At 64.4% G+C, this 16027-nt stretch carries 15 protein-coding genes; 7 read left to right on the top strand and 8 right to left on the bottom strand.

The genetic code is table 11. From position 1 onward, the window contains the following. Positions 1-172: 172 nt before the first annotated feature. Positions 173-862 carry a PIG-L deacetylase family protein gene (locus tag C1D09_RS31130; protein WP_143977779.1) on the bottom strand — a complete coding sequence of 230 codons (690 nt, stop codon included), beginning with the start codon at positions 860-862 and terminating at the stop codon, positions 173-175. Positions 863-890: 28 nt separating this feature from the next. Between C1D09_RS31130 and C1D09_RS31125 the strand changes: the two genes are divergently transcribed. The 5 genes from C1D09_RS31125 (at position 891) to nhaA (ending at position 7677) form a co-directional block, all read left to right on the top strand. Then, positions 891-1781: a DMT family transporter gene (locus C1D09_RS31125; RefSeq protein WP_143977778.1), complete on the top strand. Its 891-nt coding sequence runs from the start codon at positions 891-893 to the stop codon at positions 1779-1781. A gap of 47 nt (positions 1782-1828) precedes the next feature. Next, positions 1829-4291 carry an ATP-dependent helicase HrpB gene (gene hrpB, locus C1D09_RS31120; RefSeq protein ID WP_143977777.1) on the top strand — a complete coding sequence of 821 codons (2463 nt, stop codon included), beginning with the start codon at positions 1829-1831 and terminating at the stop codon, positions 4289-4291. A 32-nt stretch (positions 4292-4323) separates the two neighbouring features. Further along, a complete protein-coding gene (locus C1D09_RS31115; protein WP_167514826.1) occupies positions 4324-5649 on the top strand; it encodes an ActS/PrrB/RegB family redox-sensitive histidine kinase in 1326 nt (441 codons plus the stop codon). Between the two features lie 64 nt (positions 5650-5713). Continuing rightward, positions 5714-6277, top strand: a complete 564-nt coding sequence (locus C1D09_RS31110; protein WP_143977775.1) for an ActR/PrrA/RegA family redox response regulator transcription factor — start codon at positions 5714-5716, stop codon at positions 6275-6277. A 203-nt stretch (positions 6278-6480) separates the two neighbouring features. Next, on the top strand, positions 6481-7677 hold the full coding sequence (gene nhaA / locus C1D09_RS31105; protein WP_143977774.1) for a Na+/H+ antiporter NhaA: 1197 nt from the start codon (positions 6481-6483) through the stop codon (positions 7675-7677). A gap of 24 nt (positions 7678-7701) precedes the next feature. Here nhaA and C1D09_RS31100 read toward each other — a convergent pair whose 3' ends face one another. Continuing rightward, a complete protein-coding gene (locus C1D09_RS31100) occupies positions 7702-8202 on the bottom strand; it encodes an MmcB family DNA repair protein (protein WP_167514825.1) in 501 nt (166 codons plus the stop codon). Positions 8203-8544: 342 nt separating this feature from the next. On the opposite strand from C1D09_RS31100, the gene C1D09_RS33380 reads away from it, so the two are divergent. Then, the gene (locus C1D09_RS33380) at positions 8545-8688 is read left to right on the top strand and encodes a hypothetical protein (protein WP_167514824.1); all 144 of its coding nucleotides are present in this window, start codon (positions 8545-8547) and stop codon (positions 8686-8688) included. 489 nt (positions 8689-9177) lie between these two features. On the opposite strand, the gene C1D09_RS33375 is transcribed toward C1D09_RS33380, so the two are convergent. Beyond that, positions 9178-9342: a hypothetical protein gene (locus C1D09_RS33375; RefSeq protein WP_167514823.1), complete on the bottom strand. Its 165-nt coding sequence runs from the start codon at positions 9340-9342 to the stop codon at positions 9178-9180. 908 nt (positions 9343-10250) lie between these two features. Beyond that, on the bottom strand, positions 10251-10673 hold the full coding sequence (cueR, locus tag C1D09_RS31095; RefSeq protein ID WP_143977781.1) for a Cu(I)-responsive transcriptional regulator: 423 nt from the start codon (positions 10671-10673) through the stop codon (positions 10251-10253). A gap of 226 nt (positions 10674-10899) precedes the next feature. On the opposite strand from cueR, the gene C1D09_RS31090 reads away from it, so the two are divergent. Then, positions 10900-11517: a L,D-transpeptidase gene (locus C1D09_RS31090; RefSeq protein ID WP_143977772.1), complete on the top strand. Its 618-nt coding sequence runs from the start codon at positions 10900-10902 to the stop codon at positions 11515-11517. Between the two features lie 151 nt (positions 11518-11668). Here the strand turns inward: C1D09_RS31090 and C1D09_RS31085 are convergent, their stop codons facing one another. From C1D09_RS31085 to murJ, 4 genes are all read right to left on the bottom strand, one after another. Continuing rightward, on the bottom strand, positions 11669-12238 hold the full coding sequence (locus tag C1D09_RS31085) for a NifU family protein (RefSeq protein WP_143977771.1): 570 nt from the start codon (positions 12236-12238) through the stop codon (positions 11669-11671). Positions 12239-12382: 144 nt separating this feature from the next. Further along, complete coding sequence (locus tag C1D09_RS31080; protein WP_143977770.1) at positions 12383-12874, bottom strand: universal stress protein; 492 nt, start codon at positions 12872-12874, stop codon at positions 12383-12385. Positions 12875-13155: 281 nt separating this feature from the next. Further along, on the bottom strand, positions 13156-14223 hold the full coding sequence (trpS, locus tag C1D09_RS31075; protein WP_143977769.1) for a tryptophan--tRNA ligase: 1068 nt from the start codon (positions 14221-14223) through the stop codon (positions 13156-13158). Positions 14224-14340: 117 nt separating this feature from the next. After that, complete coding sequence (murJ, locus tag C1D09_RS31070; RefSeq protein ID WP_143977768.1) at positions 14341-15936, bottom strand: murein biosynthesis integral membrane protein MurJ; 1596 nt, start codon at positions 15934-15936, stop codon at positions 14341-14343. Positions 15937-16027 lie beyond the last annotated feature (91 nt).

The raw sequence follows: 16027 nt of genomic DNA, 5'->3' as shown, positions 1-16027 counted from the left end.
GTTTAGTGATGCAATTTTTACTAAACAACGCAAGCGAAATCGTTGCTGCGTCGCACCATGGTTGGGTTGGCCTCTGAAAACGTTGGGAAAAGTGCGGCGGCCGGGACGTGTACGGATCCGCGGAAATCGCGCGGCGGGATTCTCGGATCCCGCCTCAAGATCGTCCCTGGTCTCAGTCGACCCGTCTGCTGCTGACCATCACCGTCCGGATCGCCGGCGCCGGCGGCAGCAGCGAGCGAATGTCGGCGAAAGGAAACATCGGCTCGAAGCGGAAGGCTTCGGCCAGCGACCCCTGCGCGCCATTGCATTGGCCAGAGCGGAAAAGGTTCTGCGTGCGCGCGATGTCGACGAAGCGGTCCGGGTCTTGCGACTGGTGCATGCGGATCGCCTTGGCCTTGATCTCGGCATGGGCTGAAATATCGACATAGTGCGTCGGCGCGAATCCGGTGCCGCCCATCGTGTCGGCATGCAGCACTGGAACCGCGAAAGAAGCCGCGATGCGCACGCCGTCCGACAGCGCGCGGTGGTCGGCGTGATAGTCGTTGGGCGCGTGCGTGATCACCAGCTCCGGCCCGATCGCGCCGATCAGCGTTTTCAGCGTGCCGATCAGCGCGGCATCGGCCACCAGCTCGCCGTCGGGAAAGCCGAGAAAGCGTGGCTCGGCACCAAGCAGCACGGCCGCGGCCGTGGCTTCCTCGCGGCGGACGCGGGCGAGAACGGCGGCATCACTCTTGCCGCCCCTGGCCCCATCCGTGGCCACCGCAAAAGTCAGTTCTGCGCCTTGCGCCGCATAGGCGGCCAGCGTACCGAACATGAAGATCTCGATGTCGTCCGGATGCGCGCCGAGCGCCAATACTTTCAAGCTAATCCCTCCCCGGAAATGGAAAAACGTGCCGAACGGAATCCTGCTCGCCCTGATCGCCTATGCAAGCTATTCGGGCAGCGATGCCGTTATCAAGAGCCTGGGCGGACAGTTCACCGTCTTCGAGATCGGCTTCTTCGCGACTTTGTTTGCCGGCCTTTTCCTGTTCTTCACCCGCCCGGCGAGCGAGCGCTGGCGCGATTTCTGGCGCATGAAGCGGCCATGGGCGGTGCAGGCGCGCGCCTGGGCCGGCATCGCGTCTGGCGTGCTCAGCGTCTATGCCTTCACCCACATTCCGCTTGCCGAAGTCTACGCGCTGATCTTCCTGGCGCCCTTGCTGGTCACCATCCTGTCCACCGTCATCCTGAAGGAAAAGGTCGGCCCCTGGCGTTGGCTAGCCGTAATCGCCGGTTTTGCCGGGGTGATGCTGGTGGTGCGGCCAGGTTTTCGCGAACTGAACCTTGGCCATCTGGCCGCCTTCGTGAATGCCTTCCTCGCCGCGACCAGTGTCATCCTGCTGCGCTCGCTCGCCCAGCAGGAAAAGCGCACCTCGATGCTCGGCGTGCTTGTCGGCTATGGTCTGCTGTTCAACGGGGCCGGCGCCGCCGCGACCTCCTTCACCCTGCCGAATGCCATGCAGCTTGTCTGGCTGGCGATGGCCGGCGCCTTCACCGCGGGCGGACAATTCATGCAGCTGCTCGCCGCCAAATACGCTCCCGCCAACCGGATCGCGCCGACGCATTATTCGCAGATCGTCTGGGCGGTGATCCTCGGGGCCCTGTTCTTTCGGGAATACCCGGACTGGCTGTCGCTGGTCGGCCTCGCGGTCGTCGGCGGGGCGGGTCTGCTGACCATGGTGCGCGAGGAGGCGCGGCTCGGCACCGTGCGCTGGAACCCGTTTGCGCGCACCCGGCTTTGAGCTGGCGCCGGTTGCACGCTGACCGTGACCGCTGATATGCGGACGCGATGACGACAAGATCCCTGCCGGAGCTTCCGGTCTCCGCCGTGCTCCCGACGCTCAGCCAGGCGTTGGGCGCCGGCAACAGCGCCGTGCTGGTGGCGCCGCCCGGTGCCGGCAAGACGACGCTGGTGCCGCTGGCGCTGCTCGATGCGCCGTGGCTGGGGTCGGGCAAGATCCTTCTGCTCGAGCCGCGCCGGCTCGCCGCCCGCGCCGCCGCACGTCGCATGGCGCAATTGCTGGATGAGGAGCCCGGCGCGACTGTCGGCTATGCCATGCGCATGGAAAGCCGCACCTCGGTCAGGACCCGGATACTGGTCGTCACCGAGGGTGTGCTGGCGCGCATGATCCTCGACGATCCCGAACTGCCCGGCGTCGCGGCGGTCATCTTCGACGAATTCCACGAGCGCTCGCTCGACGGCGATTTCGGCCTGGCGCTGGCGCTCGACGTGCAGGGCGCGCTGCGCCCGGACCTGCGGCTGCTGGTGATGTCGGCGACGCTCGACGGCGCCCGCGTCGCGAAACTCCTGTCGGGCGCGCCGGTGATCGAAAGTGAGGGCCGCGCCTTCCCCGTCGACATAGGCTACGACGAACGGCCGGCCGGTGTCCCGATCGAGGATGCGATGGCCAAGGCGATCCGCGCCGCCCTTGCCGAGGAGAGCGGCAGCGTGCTTGCCTTCCTGCCCGGCCAGCGCGAGATCGAGCGCACCGCCGAACGGCTGGCCGGCAAGGTCGGCGCCGACACCGACATCGTCCCGCTCTACGGCATGCTCGACGGCAAGGCGCAGGATGCCGCGATCAAACCGGCGCCGCCGGGCCGCCGCAAGGTGGTGCTGGCGACGTCGATTGCCGAGACCTCCATCACCATCGACGGCGTGCGCGTCGTCATCGATTCCGGCCTGTCGCGCCTGCCGCGCTATGAGCCGGCGAGCGGCCTGACGCGGCTGGAGACGGTGCGCGTCAGCAAGGCATCCGCCGACCAGCGCGCCGGCCGCGCCGGGCGCACGCAGCCCGGCGCCGCCATCCGGCTCTGGCGCGCCGAACAGACGGCGGCACTTCCCGCCTTCACGCCGCCGGAAATCCTCGAAGCCGACCTTTCGGGCCTGCTGCTCGACTGTGCCGCCTTCGGTGTGGCCGACCCGACCGGTCTCGCCTTCCTCGATCCGCCGCCGGCGCCGGCGCTCAACGAGGCAAGGGTGCTGCTGGGCGCGCTCCATGCCATCGACGAGTCGGGGCGTTTGACGGAAGCGGGCGCTTCGATGCGCAAGCTCGCCCTGCCGGTGCGGCTGGCGCACATGGTCGCCGAGGCCGCCAAGAACGGCCATGCGGGCGAGGCGGCCATGCTGGCCGTGCTGCTCACCGAGCGCGGCCTTGGCGGCGATGGCGCCGATCTGGAGCGGCGGCTGATGCGCTTTCGCGGGGAAAGATCGCCCCGCGCCACCGCCGCGCGGCAACTCGCGCAGAGGCTGGCCGGGCAGGTCGGCGGGACGAAAAACAGCCAAGCCGCGCATCCGGGTTCTCTTCTCATCAACGCCTGGCCGGATCGGGTCGCCAAGGCGCGTGGCGAGCGCGGCCGCTTCGTGCTGGCGAATGGCTCCGGCGCCATGGTCGATGCCGCCGACCCTCTGGCCGGCGAGTCGTTTCTTGTCGTCGCCGACCTGCAGGGCAAGGCGCAGAACGCCCGCATCGCGGCTGCCGCGGCAATAAGCGAGGACGACATCCGCGCCACGCTGGCCGACCGGATCGAAACGCGCCGGCGGACCAGCTTCGATCGCGAGCGCCGCGCCGTGCGTGTTCGTGAAACCGTTCGCCTTGGCGCCATCACGCTCGCCGAACGCATGCTGCCGGCTCCTTCGGGCGCCGATGCCGACCGCGCCATAATAGATGCGCTGCGCGAGCATGGCCTGTCGCTGCTGGGCTGGAGCAAGGAGGCCGAAACGCTGCGCCACCGGCTGTCTTGGCTGCATCGTGGCCTCGGCGCACCCTGGCCCGACATGTCGGATGATGCGCTGATCGAACGCCTCGACGACTGGCTGCTGCCCTTTCTGCCGGGGGTGGCTTCCCTGGCCGCCATCGATCCCGGAGTTGTCTCCGCCGCCATGGCCTCGCTCGTACCGCACGAGCTGCAGCGCAAGGTCGATGCGCTGGCGCCGACGCATTTCGATGCGCCGTCCGGCAGTCGTGTGCCGATCCGTTATGACGGCGAATGGCCTGTCCTGGCGATCCGCGTGCAGGAGCTGTTCGGCCTCGACCGCCACCCCTCGATTGCCAACGGCACCGTGCCGCTGACACTCGAACTCTTATCGCCGGCGCATCGGCCGATCCAGACCACACGCGACCTGCCCGGCTTCTGGCGCGGCTCCTGGGCCGATGTGCGCGCCGACATGCGCGGGCGCTATCCCAAGCATGTCTGGCCGGAAAATCCGCTGGTTGCCGCCGCCACCGCCCGCGCCAAGCCACGCGGGACCTAGCGCTCCTCCTTTCCCGGCTATAATCCTTGGCCATGATCAACATCCTGAACGCGCCCGATTTTCAGCAAAGCCAGCGGCTGCGCCTCAACACGCTGATCCGCCTGCGCTGGCTGGCCATTGTCGGCCAGAGCGTGGCGGTGCTCGTCGTCGCCTATGGTTTGAAATTCCCGCTGCCGGTCAGCCTGTGCTTCGCGCTGATCGCCTGTTCGGCGTGGATGAATCTGTTCCTGGCCTTTCGCTTTCCGGCGGCGCACCGGCTTACCCCGCTTGCCGCCTTCGGCATCCTGATCTTCGACAGCCTGCAGCTTGCCGGGCTGCTCTATATGACCGGCGGCCTGACCAATCCGTTCTCGCTGCTGATGACCGTGCCTGTCGTCATTTCGGCGACGTCGCTGCCCCTGCGCCTCACCGCCATCCTCGGCGGACTGGTGATGCTGGCGGCGACCTTGCTGGTCTTCTTCCATCTGCCTTTGCCCTGGTATGAAGGCGCGCCGCTGGCCATGCCTTTCATCTATGTCGCCGGCATGTGGATGGCGGTGCTGTCCGCGATCGCCTTCACCGCCATGTATGCCTTCCGGGTGGCCGCCGAAGCGCGGCTTTTGGCCAATGCGCTTGCCGCCACCGAGCTGGTGCTGCAGCGCGAACAGCACCTTTCGGCGCTGGACGGCCTGGCGGCGGCGGCAGCGCATGAGCTCGGCACCCCGCTCGCCACCATCACGCTCGTCGCCAAGGAGATGGAAAAGGCGCTCGGCAGCGACCCGAAATATGGAGAAGACGTAAAGCTGCTGCGCTCGCAAAGCGAACGCTGCCGCGAAATCCTCAAGCGCCTGACCAGCCTGTCGTCGGAGGGCGAGGCGCATCTTTCCCGTTTGCCGCTGACGTCGCTTGTCGAGGAGGTCACCGCGCCGCATCGCGACTTCGGCATCTCGATCAAGCTTCGTCCGGGCGAACGCACCGGGGCGGAGCCGGTCGGGCGCCGCAGCCCGGGCGTCATCTACGGCCTCGGCAATCTGGTCGAGAACGCCGTCGATTTCGCCCGCAAGAGCGTCACCGTGCGCTGGAGCTGGGACGAGGCGACCGTCACCTTTTCGATTATCGATGACGGGCCTGGTTTCCCACCCGAAATCATCGACCGCATCGGCGAGCCCTATATGTCGACGCGCCAGGGTACCGAGGCCGGCGGCGGCCTGGGACTCGGCCTGTTCATCGCCAAGACTCTGCTCGAACGCTCGGGCGCCACGCTCGATTTCCGCAATTCGAGCGGCCTGGGCGAGGGCGCCGTGGTGCAGATTTCGTGGCCGAGATCGGTCTTCCTGAACCCGGAAACGGCCCCGGCCACCATGTTTGACACTGCGTAAATTGGACAATAGCGGCGCAAAACTATATCTGCGTGAAATTGAGGCAGCAGGAATTCCCACGACGATGACAGGCGATGAAAATATTGGCGCAATGGTTGAAGGCGAGGACACCTCGCTTCTGATCGTCGATGACGACAAGCCGTTCCTCACACGTCTCGCCCGCGCCATGGAAACCAGGGGTTTTGCGGTCGAGACCGCCGAGAGCGTCGAGGAGGCCGTGGGCAAGGCCCGCGCCAATCCGCCGGCCTACGCCGTGGTCGACATGCGGCTCGGCGACGGCAACGGCCTCGATGTCGTCGCCGCCATCCGCGAGAAGCGCGAGGATTCCCGCACCATTATCCTGACCGGCTACGGCAACATCGCCACCGCGGTGACCGCCGTGAAGCTTGGCGCCGTCGATTATCTGTCGAAGCCTGCCGACGCCGACGACATCTTCGCCGCCCTCACTCGCACCTCGGGCGAGCGTGCCGCCCCCCCGGAAAACCCGATGTCGGCCGACCGTGTGCGCTGGGAACATATCCAGCGCGTCTACGAAATGTGCGAGCGCAACGTTTCCGAAACCGCGCGCCGGCTCAACATGCACCGGCGCACGCTGCAGCGCATACTGGCCAAGCGCGCGCCGCGCTGAACGAGCGTCGTCATCCTTGGCGCAGCGACGCAAAGCGCAGCACCGTTGCGACGCTTCAAGGCCATGGCATGGAGGCGATGGGGCGTCGGCCAATTTTCGGGGATTGCCGGTGCGACCTCGCACGCCTTGCTTCGCCAGGGATGTTGCGCATCATGGGGCTACGGATTTCCGGCCAATAGGCGGGGCGGCTTAACGGAGGCGACATGCAGGATCTGAAGCAGCGGCCGGTTTCCGTCTTCCGCGAATTCCTTGACAGCGAGGCGGCGGGCGGCATCATCCTGATGGTGGCGGCGGCACTCGCCTTGATCGTCGCCAACTCGCCGCTCGGCGAGACTTATTTCTCCGTTCTCCATGCCTATCTCGGCCCGCTCAGCGTCTCGCACTGGGTCAATGACGGGCTGATGGCGGTGTTCTTCCTGCTCGTCGGGCTGGAGATCAAGCGCGAGATGCTGGACGGCCAGCTGTCGACCTGGCCACGCCGCGTCCTGCCCGGCATCGCCGCCGCCGGCGGCATGGTGGTTCCGGCGCTGGTCTATGTCTTGATCAACCGCAACAATTCGGCCGCGCTCTCCGGCTGGGCGATCCCGACCGCCACCGACATCGCCTTCGCGCTCGGCGTGCTGTCGCTGCTCGGCGGCCGCGTGCCGGCTTCGCTGAAAGTGTTCCTGACGGCGCTCGCCATCATCGACGACCTCGGCGCCGTCATCATCATCGCCATCTTCTATACGAGCGGCCTGTCGCTCATCTATCTCGGCGCCGCCTTCGCCGTCATTGCGGTGCTTGTCGTGCTCAACCGCATGCGTGTGATGACGCTGGTTCCCTATCTCGTGCTCGGCGCAATCCTGTGGCTATTGGTGCTGAAATCGGGCGTCCACGCCACGCTTGCCGGCGTTGCGCTGGCGCTGACCATTCCGCTCGAGCGCTCCGCCGGGATCGGCCACGATCTCGACCATTCGCCGCTGCACCGGCTCGAGCACGGCCTGCACAAGATCGTGCCCTTTTTCGTCATCCCGATCTTCGGCTTCGCCAATGCCGGCGTTTCGCTCGCCGGCCTGAGTTTTGGCGCGCTGATCGAGCCGCTGACGCTGGGCGTCGCCGCCGGCCTGGTGGTCGGCAAGCTGGTCGGCGTCCTCGGCTCCTCGGCACTCGCCATAAGGCTTGGCCTGGCCGACCTGCCGGCCCATGCCGGCTGGTCGCATATGATCGGTATCTCGCTGCTCTGCGGCATCGGCTTCACCATGAGCCTGTTCATCGGCCTGCTCGCCTTCGCCAGCGACGTGGCTCTGCAGGATGCGGTCAAGGTAGGCATCCTCGCCGGCTCCTTCATCGCCGCCATCCTCGGCGCCGCCGTGCTGCTGATGGCGCCGGCCGCGGGTGGTGTGGAAGAAGAGACGGATTAGCGGCGCGGTTCGCGGTTCGGCGAGCTATTCGCTCTCCCCCTCCAGCGCCGGCACCGATACGCCGGCCAGTTCCGCCGCCAGGAGCCGCGCCGCACCGGCGCGCGCGATGCGCAGCATCAGCGCCTTGCGCGTCGCCGCCGCCATGCGGTGCTCGGGCGCATCGCGCAGGATCTCGGCGCCATAGCCGTCGGAGAGGATGAAGCCGCACTCCTCCGGAAAGATCTCCGCCGGCACGCCGGGATGGGTGGCGAAGAAGAAGCGGTCGGAATGCAGCCGGTAGTCGGGCCATTTGCGGTCGACCCGGAAATCCTCGATCGAGGATTTGATCTCGATGATCCAGATGTCACCCTGGCGGGTCAACGCCACGAGGTCGGCGCGGCGGCCGGTGGCCAGCGACAGTTCAGGCAGCACATGCGCGCCCATCGCCATGAGCAGCCGCTGCACGCCGCGCCGCACCAGCATTGCGCGTTCGGACTGGCGACCGTCGATCAGGGGATTGATTGCGATGGGGGAAATAATCGGCATGGCAGGCACCATGCCAGATTTTGTTCACGGTTTGAACCCCACGGTTATGGGCGATTATATATTTGACAGAGTACATAGTCGCCCCGGAATGGGCCAACTCGTGCCAAACGTCAGCGATGAGTTGGCCCGCTAGGGTCTATCATTTTCGCCGGCATCGGCATTCCGGTCTGCTGGCTGCCGCCTATTACTGGACCGACTTGGAAACCAGAAAGGAATTGGCTGAAAGACAAGGGCTTCTAGCGCTATCCAGCCGTAGGGGAAGGCTAGCTTGATGGCTATCGCCTCTCCGCTGTGCTGGGCACGTTGCGGGCAATGTGCTATGATTCAAGTGTCGGAGGCAGCATGACCCAGTTGGTGGTTGCGGGAACGATCGGCGGGCTTCTTGGCACCGGGCTGGCTCTAATTGGCGTTCGGCAGGTGAGGATTCTCGACAGCGTCGTCGCGTTCGGCATGTTGGTGCTGGGGCTGACGTGGTTTGTGGGCTAGCACCATTGGCGGCTGCACCGGCCCTGTCGGCAAGCCAGCCAGGATCGTGGCGCCACTCAAGATCTTTGCCCACAAGGGCGTGTCATCCGAACGCCGGCGGCGCCTGCCACACCTTCGGCGGTTGTACTCATTGTCTTGATAATAACGTTTGCCCACGCCCCTCACTCCCCGTGAGAGAATGCGATGTTTGCGGCTTTGAGTCTATAAGTTGTCTCTAATTCACCGGCTCTGTCGTATTTCGCCGGATATGTCTGCCGCACGACTTGGGTCTTAACGATTAAGCCGACGGGACTAAGATCTTTCGCCTTTCCAGCTATGGTCAGACGTTACCGCTTTGGTTTCGCGAATGTCCATCGGCCGCTCCATGACATTAGCCGGCGCCGATTTCGCCACCCCCTTCAACACAGCGTTGAATCGATCTTGGGAGCCGTCCGTTTCATATGGCGATTTGACAGATCCATAGCCGATGCGGACCCCCGCGGCTGGGAATCAGTTCGATTCGCGCTGACGAACGCGTTGTTTTTCGAGGAACCGCTTGGCGTGTTCCCCCCACTCCGCGGCCGTGGTCTTGTGCTCTTGAACGTACGTGTCGAAAGCCTTGCGCAGAGCCTCCAGGTCCAAAGCCCAAAACTGCTTGTCTTTTTCGTCGTTCAACATCGTGTCACCAAGCCCATTGGGCTGACGGTATGCCCTTCAAATCAAGCCTTCAAGAACCGATCGTGACTTCTTTTGGGTGTATCGGCCCCAAAAGATTCATCTCGTGAACAAGCGCGGTTCTGCGCTCCGAGGCCGTCCGTCCGTGGGCGGGACTTCAGTCTTAATTGAGCCGAGGCTAATATGCATATAGCTTGGGCGGTGCGGAGACGATCCAAAAGCCAGACCCGCAACGACCCGGCACGACCCCATGTCCCCCCGACTGCGAGCGTGCCGGGTCGTTCCTGCTGGTGCGTGGCAAGCGGTGCGTCCAAGGCGTGATCGCTCGCGGAACAATGGTCCGTCCATTGTGCAATCGCTCTATGCCGGCCCAGGTTGGCAAGCACCGGCCCTAGGAGCCTTCCGTGATCGCGCAATATTCAGCTGGGGCCAGTCTGGTATTCATCGTGTGGCGCCCTATGTGGTGGCGATCAACTTGCGTTCTTCACTAGAGAGCGGCAAGACTAAAGTCTTGCATGCCGGTGTACAAAGGTCCGAGGGGACCTTTTAGGTTCCACAAATGTCCATTGGACGTTCCGTTACTTTAGTTAATCGACATATAAGGCGTGACGTAAGGAATACGTTTGGCGGGATGGCCGGCGCAGTTTGGCTTTGGGTCTATAGAGGGCTGCACCGGCCATTGCGTGGTCGGGCTTTGGGTGTGATGTCCCCGCGCAGATTAACCTATATGTATATTAGCGATCGCGCAAATAAGACTGAAGTCCCTGGTTTCAGCGGACTGGCAGCGACGTCCTCACGATGTTGATGGCGCCGTCCCGGCCGGCAGCGGCCGAACAACGACGCCCGACGCGGTGTATGACGGAAAGCCATCTCACTCGGTCTGCCAAAAAATCCCTTGCCAGGGTCTGCTATGGTCTCGCCGAGACGGCGTTGTCGCCAGGCGCCGCACCCCCTGCCATGTCATCCAGGATCGGGCAATCCGGCCGCTCGTCGCCATGGCAGGCGTGGATCAGTTTCTGCAGGGTCGAGCGCATCGACTGCAGTTCGCGCACCTTCTCCTCGATCGCCGTTACATGGGCGGCGGCGATCTCGCGCACGTCGGCGCTGGCGCGGCCGCGATCCTGGTAGAGCGCCATCAACTGGCGGCAATCGTCGATGGAAAAGCCGAGGTTGCGCGCGCGGCGCAGGAAGGTCAGCCGATGGATGTCGTCACCGGAATAATCGCGGTAACCGTTGGCGGCGCGCGCCGGCGCGATCAGGCCGATCTCCTCATAGTAGCGGATGGTCTTGGCCGGCAGGCCTGAACGATGGGCGGCGTCGCCGACATTCATGGCGTGGTCCTCGATTTTGCCAGGCCTGCGAGTCAGGCCCATTGAATTTCCTTCACAATCCGGTGAAGGCTGTTGCCGAAATGCCATACTGATACGCTTACCAGCACGCAAGTCCCAGCATATAGGCATCGTGCGCTTGGCAAGCAAAGCAAATGCCAGCATGAATGAAGGCAACAAGGCGGCCGACTCGTGCCGCTGACGTTTGGGCAGGGCACCGGATCATCTCATGCGCATGAAGTCGTTTGCAATAATTGCCGCATTGGCGCTGTCCACGGCTATCGCCGGCTGCAGCACCATCGGCGGGCAGATCTTCTCCAACGACTACGGCGCAGTGACCGATGCCGGCTACCAACTGCCGCGCATTCCGATCGAAAAAGTGCCGAGGCAGTATCACCGGCAGGAAGTGAACTACGACACCAAGGAAAAGCCGGGCACCATCATCGTCGATACGCAGAACAAGTACCTCTACTTCGTCGAGGGTGACGGCCTCGCGATCCGCTACGGCATCGGCGTTGGTCGCGAAGGCTTCGAATGGCACGGCACCGCCCATATCGCGCTGAAGCGCGAATGGCCGACCTGGACGCCGCCGCGCGAAATGATCAGGCGCCAGCCGGAACTGGCGAAGTTCGCCAATGGCATGGAGCCGGGCCTGAAGAACCCGCTTGGCGCGCGCGCCATGTATCTGTTCAACAAGGGCGGCGACATGGGCTACCGCCTGCACGGCAGCCCGGAATGGAATTCGATCGGCAAGGCGATGTCGTCCGGCTGCATCAGGCTGATGAACCAGGACATCATCGATCTCTATGACCGCGCCTCGGTCGGCGCCAAGGTCATCGTGATGTAAGGACCAGGATCCCTCGCGGGATCACGGTCGCATGAGAAGACAAGTTCGTACGCGGACCGTCTAGGCAACAACGGACGTCCCAAACAGAAAACCGGGCAATTCGGCCCGGTTTTTTGTTTTTTACGACTGAAATCGTGCTGGCAACGGGGTGTCAGGCGACCTGTTCGACCTGCTGCACTTCCGGCACGAAATGCCGAAGCAGGTTCTGGATGCCGTGCTTCAGCGTCGCTGTCGATGACGGGCAGCCGGCGCAGGCGCCCTTCATGTGCAGGAACACCGTGCCGTTCTCGAAGCCGCGGAAGGTGATGTCGCCGCCATCCTGGGCCACCGCGGGGCGCACCCTGGTGTCGAGCAGTTCCTTGATGGTGATGACAAGTTCTTCGTCCGCCTTGTCGTAGAACTCGCCGGTCTGGCTGGTCTCCGCGGCCGGGCCGCTTTTCGCCATGACAGGCGCGCCGGACATGAAATGCTCCATGATGGCGCCGAGGATCGCCGGCTTCAGGTGCTGCCAGTCGGGGCCGTCCTTGGTCACCGTGATGAAATCGTAGCCGAAGAATACGCCGGTGACGCCGGGGATTTCGAACAGCCGGCCGGCCAGCGGCGAGGCCGTCGCCGCACTGTCGGCATCGCGGAAATCGGCGGTACCATCCACCAGCACTTCCTTGCTGGGCAGGAATTTCAGCGTCGCCGGATTGGGCGTCGATTCGGTCTGGATGAACATGGCCGTCTCCGTGCCCGTTACGGGCAGCTAGTTTGGAATAGTTCTAATTAGGCTTTATCGGCTGGACATTCAAGCCAAACGCATCGCCCGAGCGACCGGCTGGGGGAATGTTTTTGCTGGCTGGGGACAGAATCCCGGCCGGGTTCAAGCGAGGCTGTCGATCTCCTCGTCGGACAGATTCTGCGGCACCACCGTGACCGGAATGGGGAAGGCGGCGCCCTTGCCGGCCACGGCACCGACCAGGGGCCCGGGACCTTCCTTGCCGGCGCCGGCCGCCAGTACCAGGATGGCGATGTCCTGGTCCTCCTCGATCAGTTTGTGGATCTCGTCCGTCGGCTTGCCTTCACGCACCACCATCTCCGGCTCGATGCCGAGCTTCTGGCGAACCTTGTTGGCGTAGCCATCGAGAGCCGCGCGCGCCGTGGCGTTCGCCTCCTCGCGCATGATCTTCTCGACGCCGAGCCAATGCTGGAAATCGTCCGGCACGATGACATAGAGCAGCACCAGCGTGCCGCTGGTGCTCTGCGCCCGCTTCGAGGCGTAGGCGACGGCGCGCTCGCACTCGGGCGTATCGTCGATGATCGTCAGGAATTTCCTGCGATGACCGGCTTCGCGGCTGAGGCGTTTGGAGACCATGTCTATCTACCTAGTGTGGTGATTTCGAAGTTCGCCTGCTTTCGATATCGCGCTCCGAGCGAACTTCGAAATCAAAAACGACACTAGAAATCAATAGTTTGCTCGTGTCCCTGATTTTGAAATTCGCATTGCCCTTGATAGCGAACCCTGGCGAATTTCAAAATCAGTGACGCGCGTGCGTTGCCGGCCGCAATCTGCCACCACCGCCGACCGGCGGCAAGCCGCCGACCTTAGGCCAGTGTGCCGTGTGCCGGAATGGTGCGCTGCACTGACGATGCGGATCAGTTCTGTAGCAGCCCGATGATGTCGCGCACCGTCTTCATCGTCGCTTCGGCGAGCACGCCGGCGCGTTCGCCGCCGTCCCTCAGAACCGCGTCGACATAGGCGCGGTCGCCCTCGATGCGGCGCATCTCGCCGGCGATCGGCGCCAGTTTCTCCACCGCAAGGTCGGCCAGCGCCGGCTTGAACACGGAAAACTGCTGGCCGCCGAATGCCTTCAGCACGTCGGACTTCGACATCTCGGCCAGCCCGGCATAGATGCCGACCAGGTTTTCCGCCTCCGGCCGGCTTTCCAGCCCGTCGACTTCGCTCGGCAAGGCCTCGGGATCGGTCTTGGCCTTGCGGATCTTTTTCGAGATGGTGTCGGCGTCGTCGGTCAGGTTGATGCGCGACAGGTCCGACGGATCCGACTTCGACATCTTCTTCGAGCCGTCGCGCAGGCTCATGATGCGCGCCGCCGGGCCGCCGATCACCGGTTCGGTGATCGGGAAGAAGCCGTTCACCGTCTCCTCGCCGACCTGCATCTCGACGCCGACCCCAAGCCGGGCGATGCGGTCGGAAAAATCATTGTTGAATTTCTGGGCGATGTCGCGAGTCAGCTCCAGATGCTGCTTCTGATCCTCGCCCACCGGCACATGCGTGGCGCGGTAGAGCAGGATGTCGGCAGCCATCAGCGAGGGATAGGCGAGCAGGCCCAGCGAAGCATTTTCGCGGTCCTTACCGGCCTTGTCCTTGAACTGCGTCATCTTGTTCATCCAGCCGATGCGCGCGACGCAATTGAAGATCCAGGCAAGCTCGGCGTGCTGCATCACCCGGGACTGGTTGAAGACGATGTGCTTCTTCGGGTCGATGCCGGAGGCGAGGAAGGCGGCGGTGATCGAGCGCGTCTGGTCGGCGAGGTCGTCATGGACCAGTTGCGCCGTCAGCGAATGCAGGTCGACGACGCAGTAGATGCAATCGGACGTGTCCTGCAGGGCGACGAATTTCTTGATGGCGCCTAGATAGTTGCCGAGATGCAGATTGCCGGTCGGCTGGACGCCGGAGAAGACGAGTGGCTTGAAGGCGGACATGGGTTTCCTCATGGCTTGTGGAGGGCCGTTTCGCGCGCGGCGAAAGTCTTGCGACGGCGCGCTTATGGACGAAGACGCAGCCGTGATCAAGATGGTGCTGCAGGGTCGAACGAGGCTCTAGTCGTCGATGCCGGTCTCTGCGGCCGGTGGTCCCTTGCGCCCAATATTGCGACGGATCATGCCGAAATCGGCGCCGCCGGTGGCAAAGGCGGTGACGAAGTAGAGCAGCGCCCCGCCGCCCACCAGCACCATCAGCGTCGTCGCCTTGATGACCAGCGGCGAGCCCGGACCGAGCCTGACGGCAAGCCAGTGCTCGGCGAAATACAGTGCCACCGCCATCACCAACGCCGACAGCACCAGCCGGGGAATGCGCTTCAGGAGCGGCACGTCGCGGCCCCAATGGCCGCGCCGGATCAAGACCGCAAGCAGCATCAGCGCGTTGACCCAGCCGGCCACGGCCGAGGCCACTGCAATGCCGGGTGCGCCCATTCTGGGAAACAGCGTCAGCGCGGTGGCGACGTTCACCGCCACCGAGATGGCGGCGAAGATCATCGGCGTGCGCGTGTCCTCGCGGGCGAAATAGCCCGGGGTGAAGGCCTTGATCAGCACGAAGGCCGGCAGGCCAAGCCCGAAGATCGCCAGGATCGCCGCCACGGTCGGCGTCGAATGGTTTGCGGCGAACGCGCCGCGCTCATAGACCAGCCGCACGATCGGCTCCGACATCACCCAGAGCGCCGCCGCCGCCGGCAAGGTCATGAACAGGGTGAATTCGACGGAGCGGTTCTGCAGGTTGGCGGCCTCGATGAGATTGCCTGACTTCAGCGCCCGCGACAGTTCGGGCAACAGCACGATCGCCACCGCCACGCCGACGACACCGAGCGGCAGCTGGTAGACGCGGTCGGCGTAGGCGAGCGAGGATACCGCACTGTCCTGCGCCGAGGCGATCGCCGTGCCGATCAACTGGTTGATCTGGGTGATGCCGCCGGTGATCGCCGCAGGCAGGGCAAGGATCAGCAGGCGCTTGACGTTCGGCGTCATCCTCGGCCGGCGGAAGCCGATCGAGATGCCGGCATTGCGCACCGCCACCCAGACGATGGCGAGCTGCACCAGCCCCGCCGCCAGCACGCCCCAGGACAGGCTGAAGCCTACGGCATGCGCATCCAGCCCGTGATACCAGGCGTAGCCAAGCACGCTGATCAGGATGATGTTGAGGAAAGCGGGCGCGATCGCCGCCGCGAAATAGCGGCGCAGCGAATTCAGCATGCCGGCCATCATGGCCGCGAGCGACATGCAGATGAGGTAGGGAAACATGATCGTCGCCAACCGGACGGTCGTCTCGAACTTGCCCGGCGTGTCGGCAAAGCCCGGCGCGACCATGTAGCGCACGATCAGCGGCATCGCCAGTTCCATGGCGATGGTCAGCGCCAGCAGCGCCGAGAACAGCACACCGAAGACTTCCTCGGAAAAACGCTTGGCGCCGTCGGTGCCGTGCGTCTCGATCTCCTTGGCAAACAGCGGCACGAAGGCGGCGTTGAAGGCGCCTTCGGCGAACAGCCGGCGAAAGGTGTTGGGGAATTGGAAGGCGGCGTTGAAGGCGTCGGCCACCGGTCCGGTGCCGAGCGCTGCCGCCATCAGCATCTCGCGGCCGAAACCAAGCGCGCGGCTCATCAGCGTGCCGGAAGCGACGGTGGCGAATTTCTTGACGAGGCTCATGCGTTCGAAGACTGCCTTAGAGAGCAATTCCAGGGAAAGTGTGAAACGCTTTTCCCGGGAAGGGCGCATAGCGCTTCCCCTTGGGAATTGC

The sequence above is a fragment of the Mesorhizobium intechi genome, assembly GCF_002879535.1.
Classification (GTDB): domain Bacteria; phylum Pseudomonadota; class Alphaproteobacteria; order Rhizobiales; family Rhizobiaceae; genus Mesorhizobium; species Mesorhizobium intechi.
Note: the sequence above shows the minus strand (reverse complement) of the source record. Positions and strands in the feature narration are given on the sequence as shown.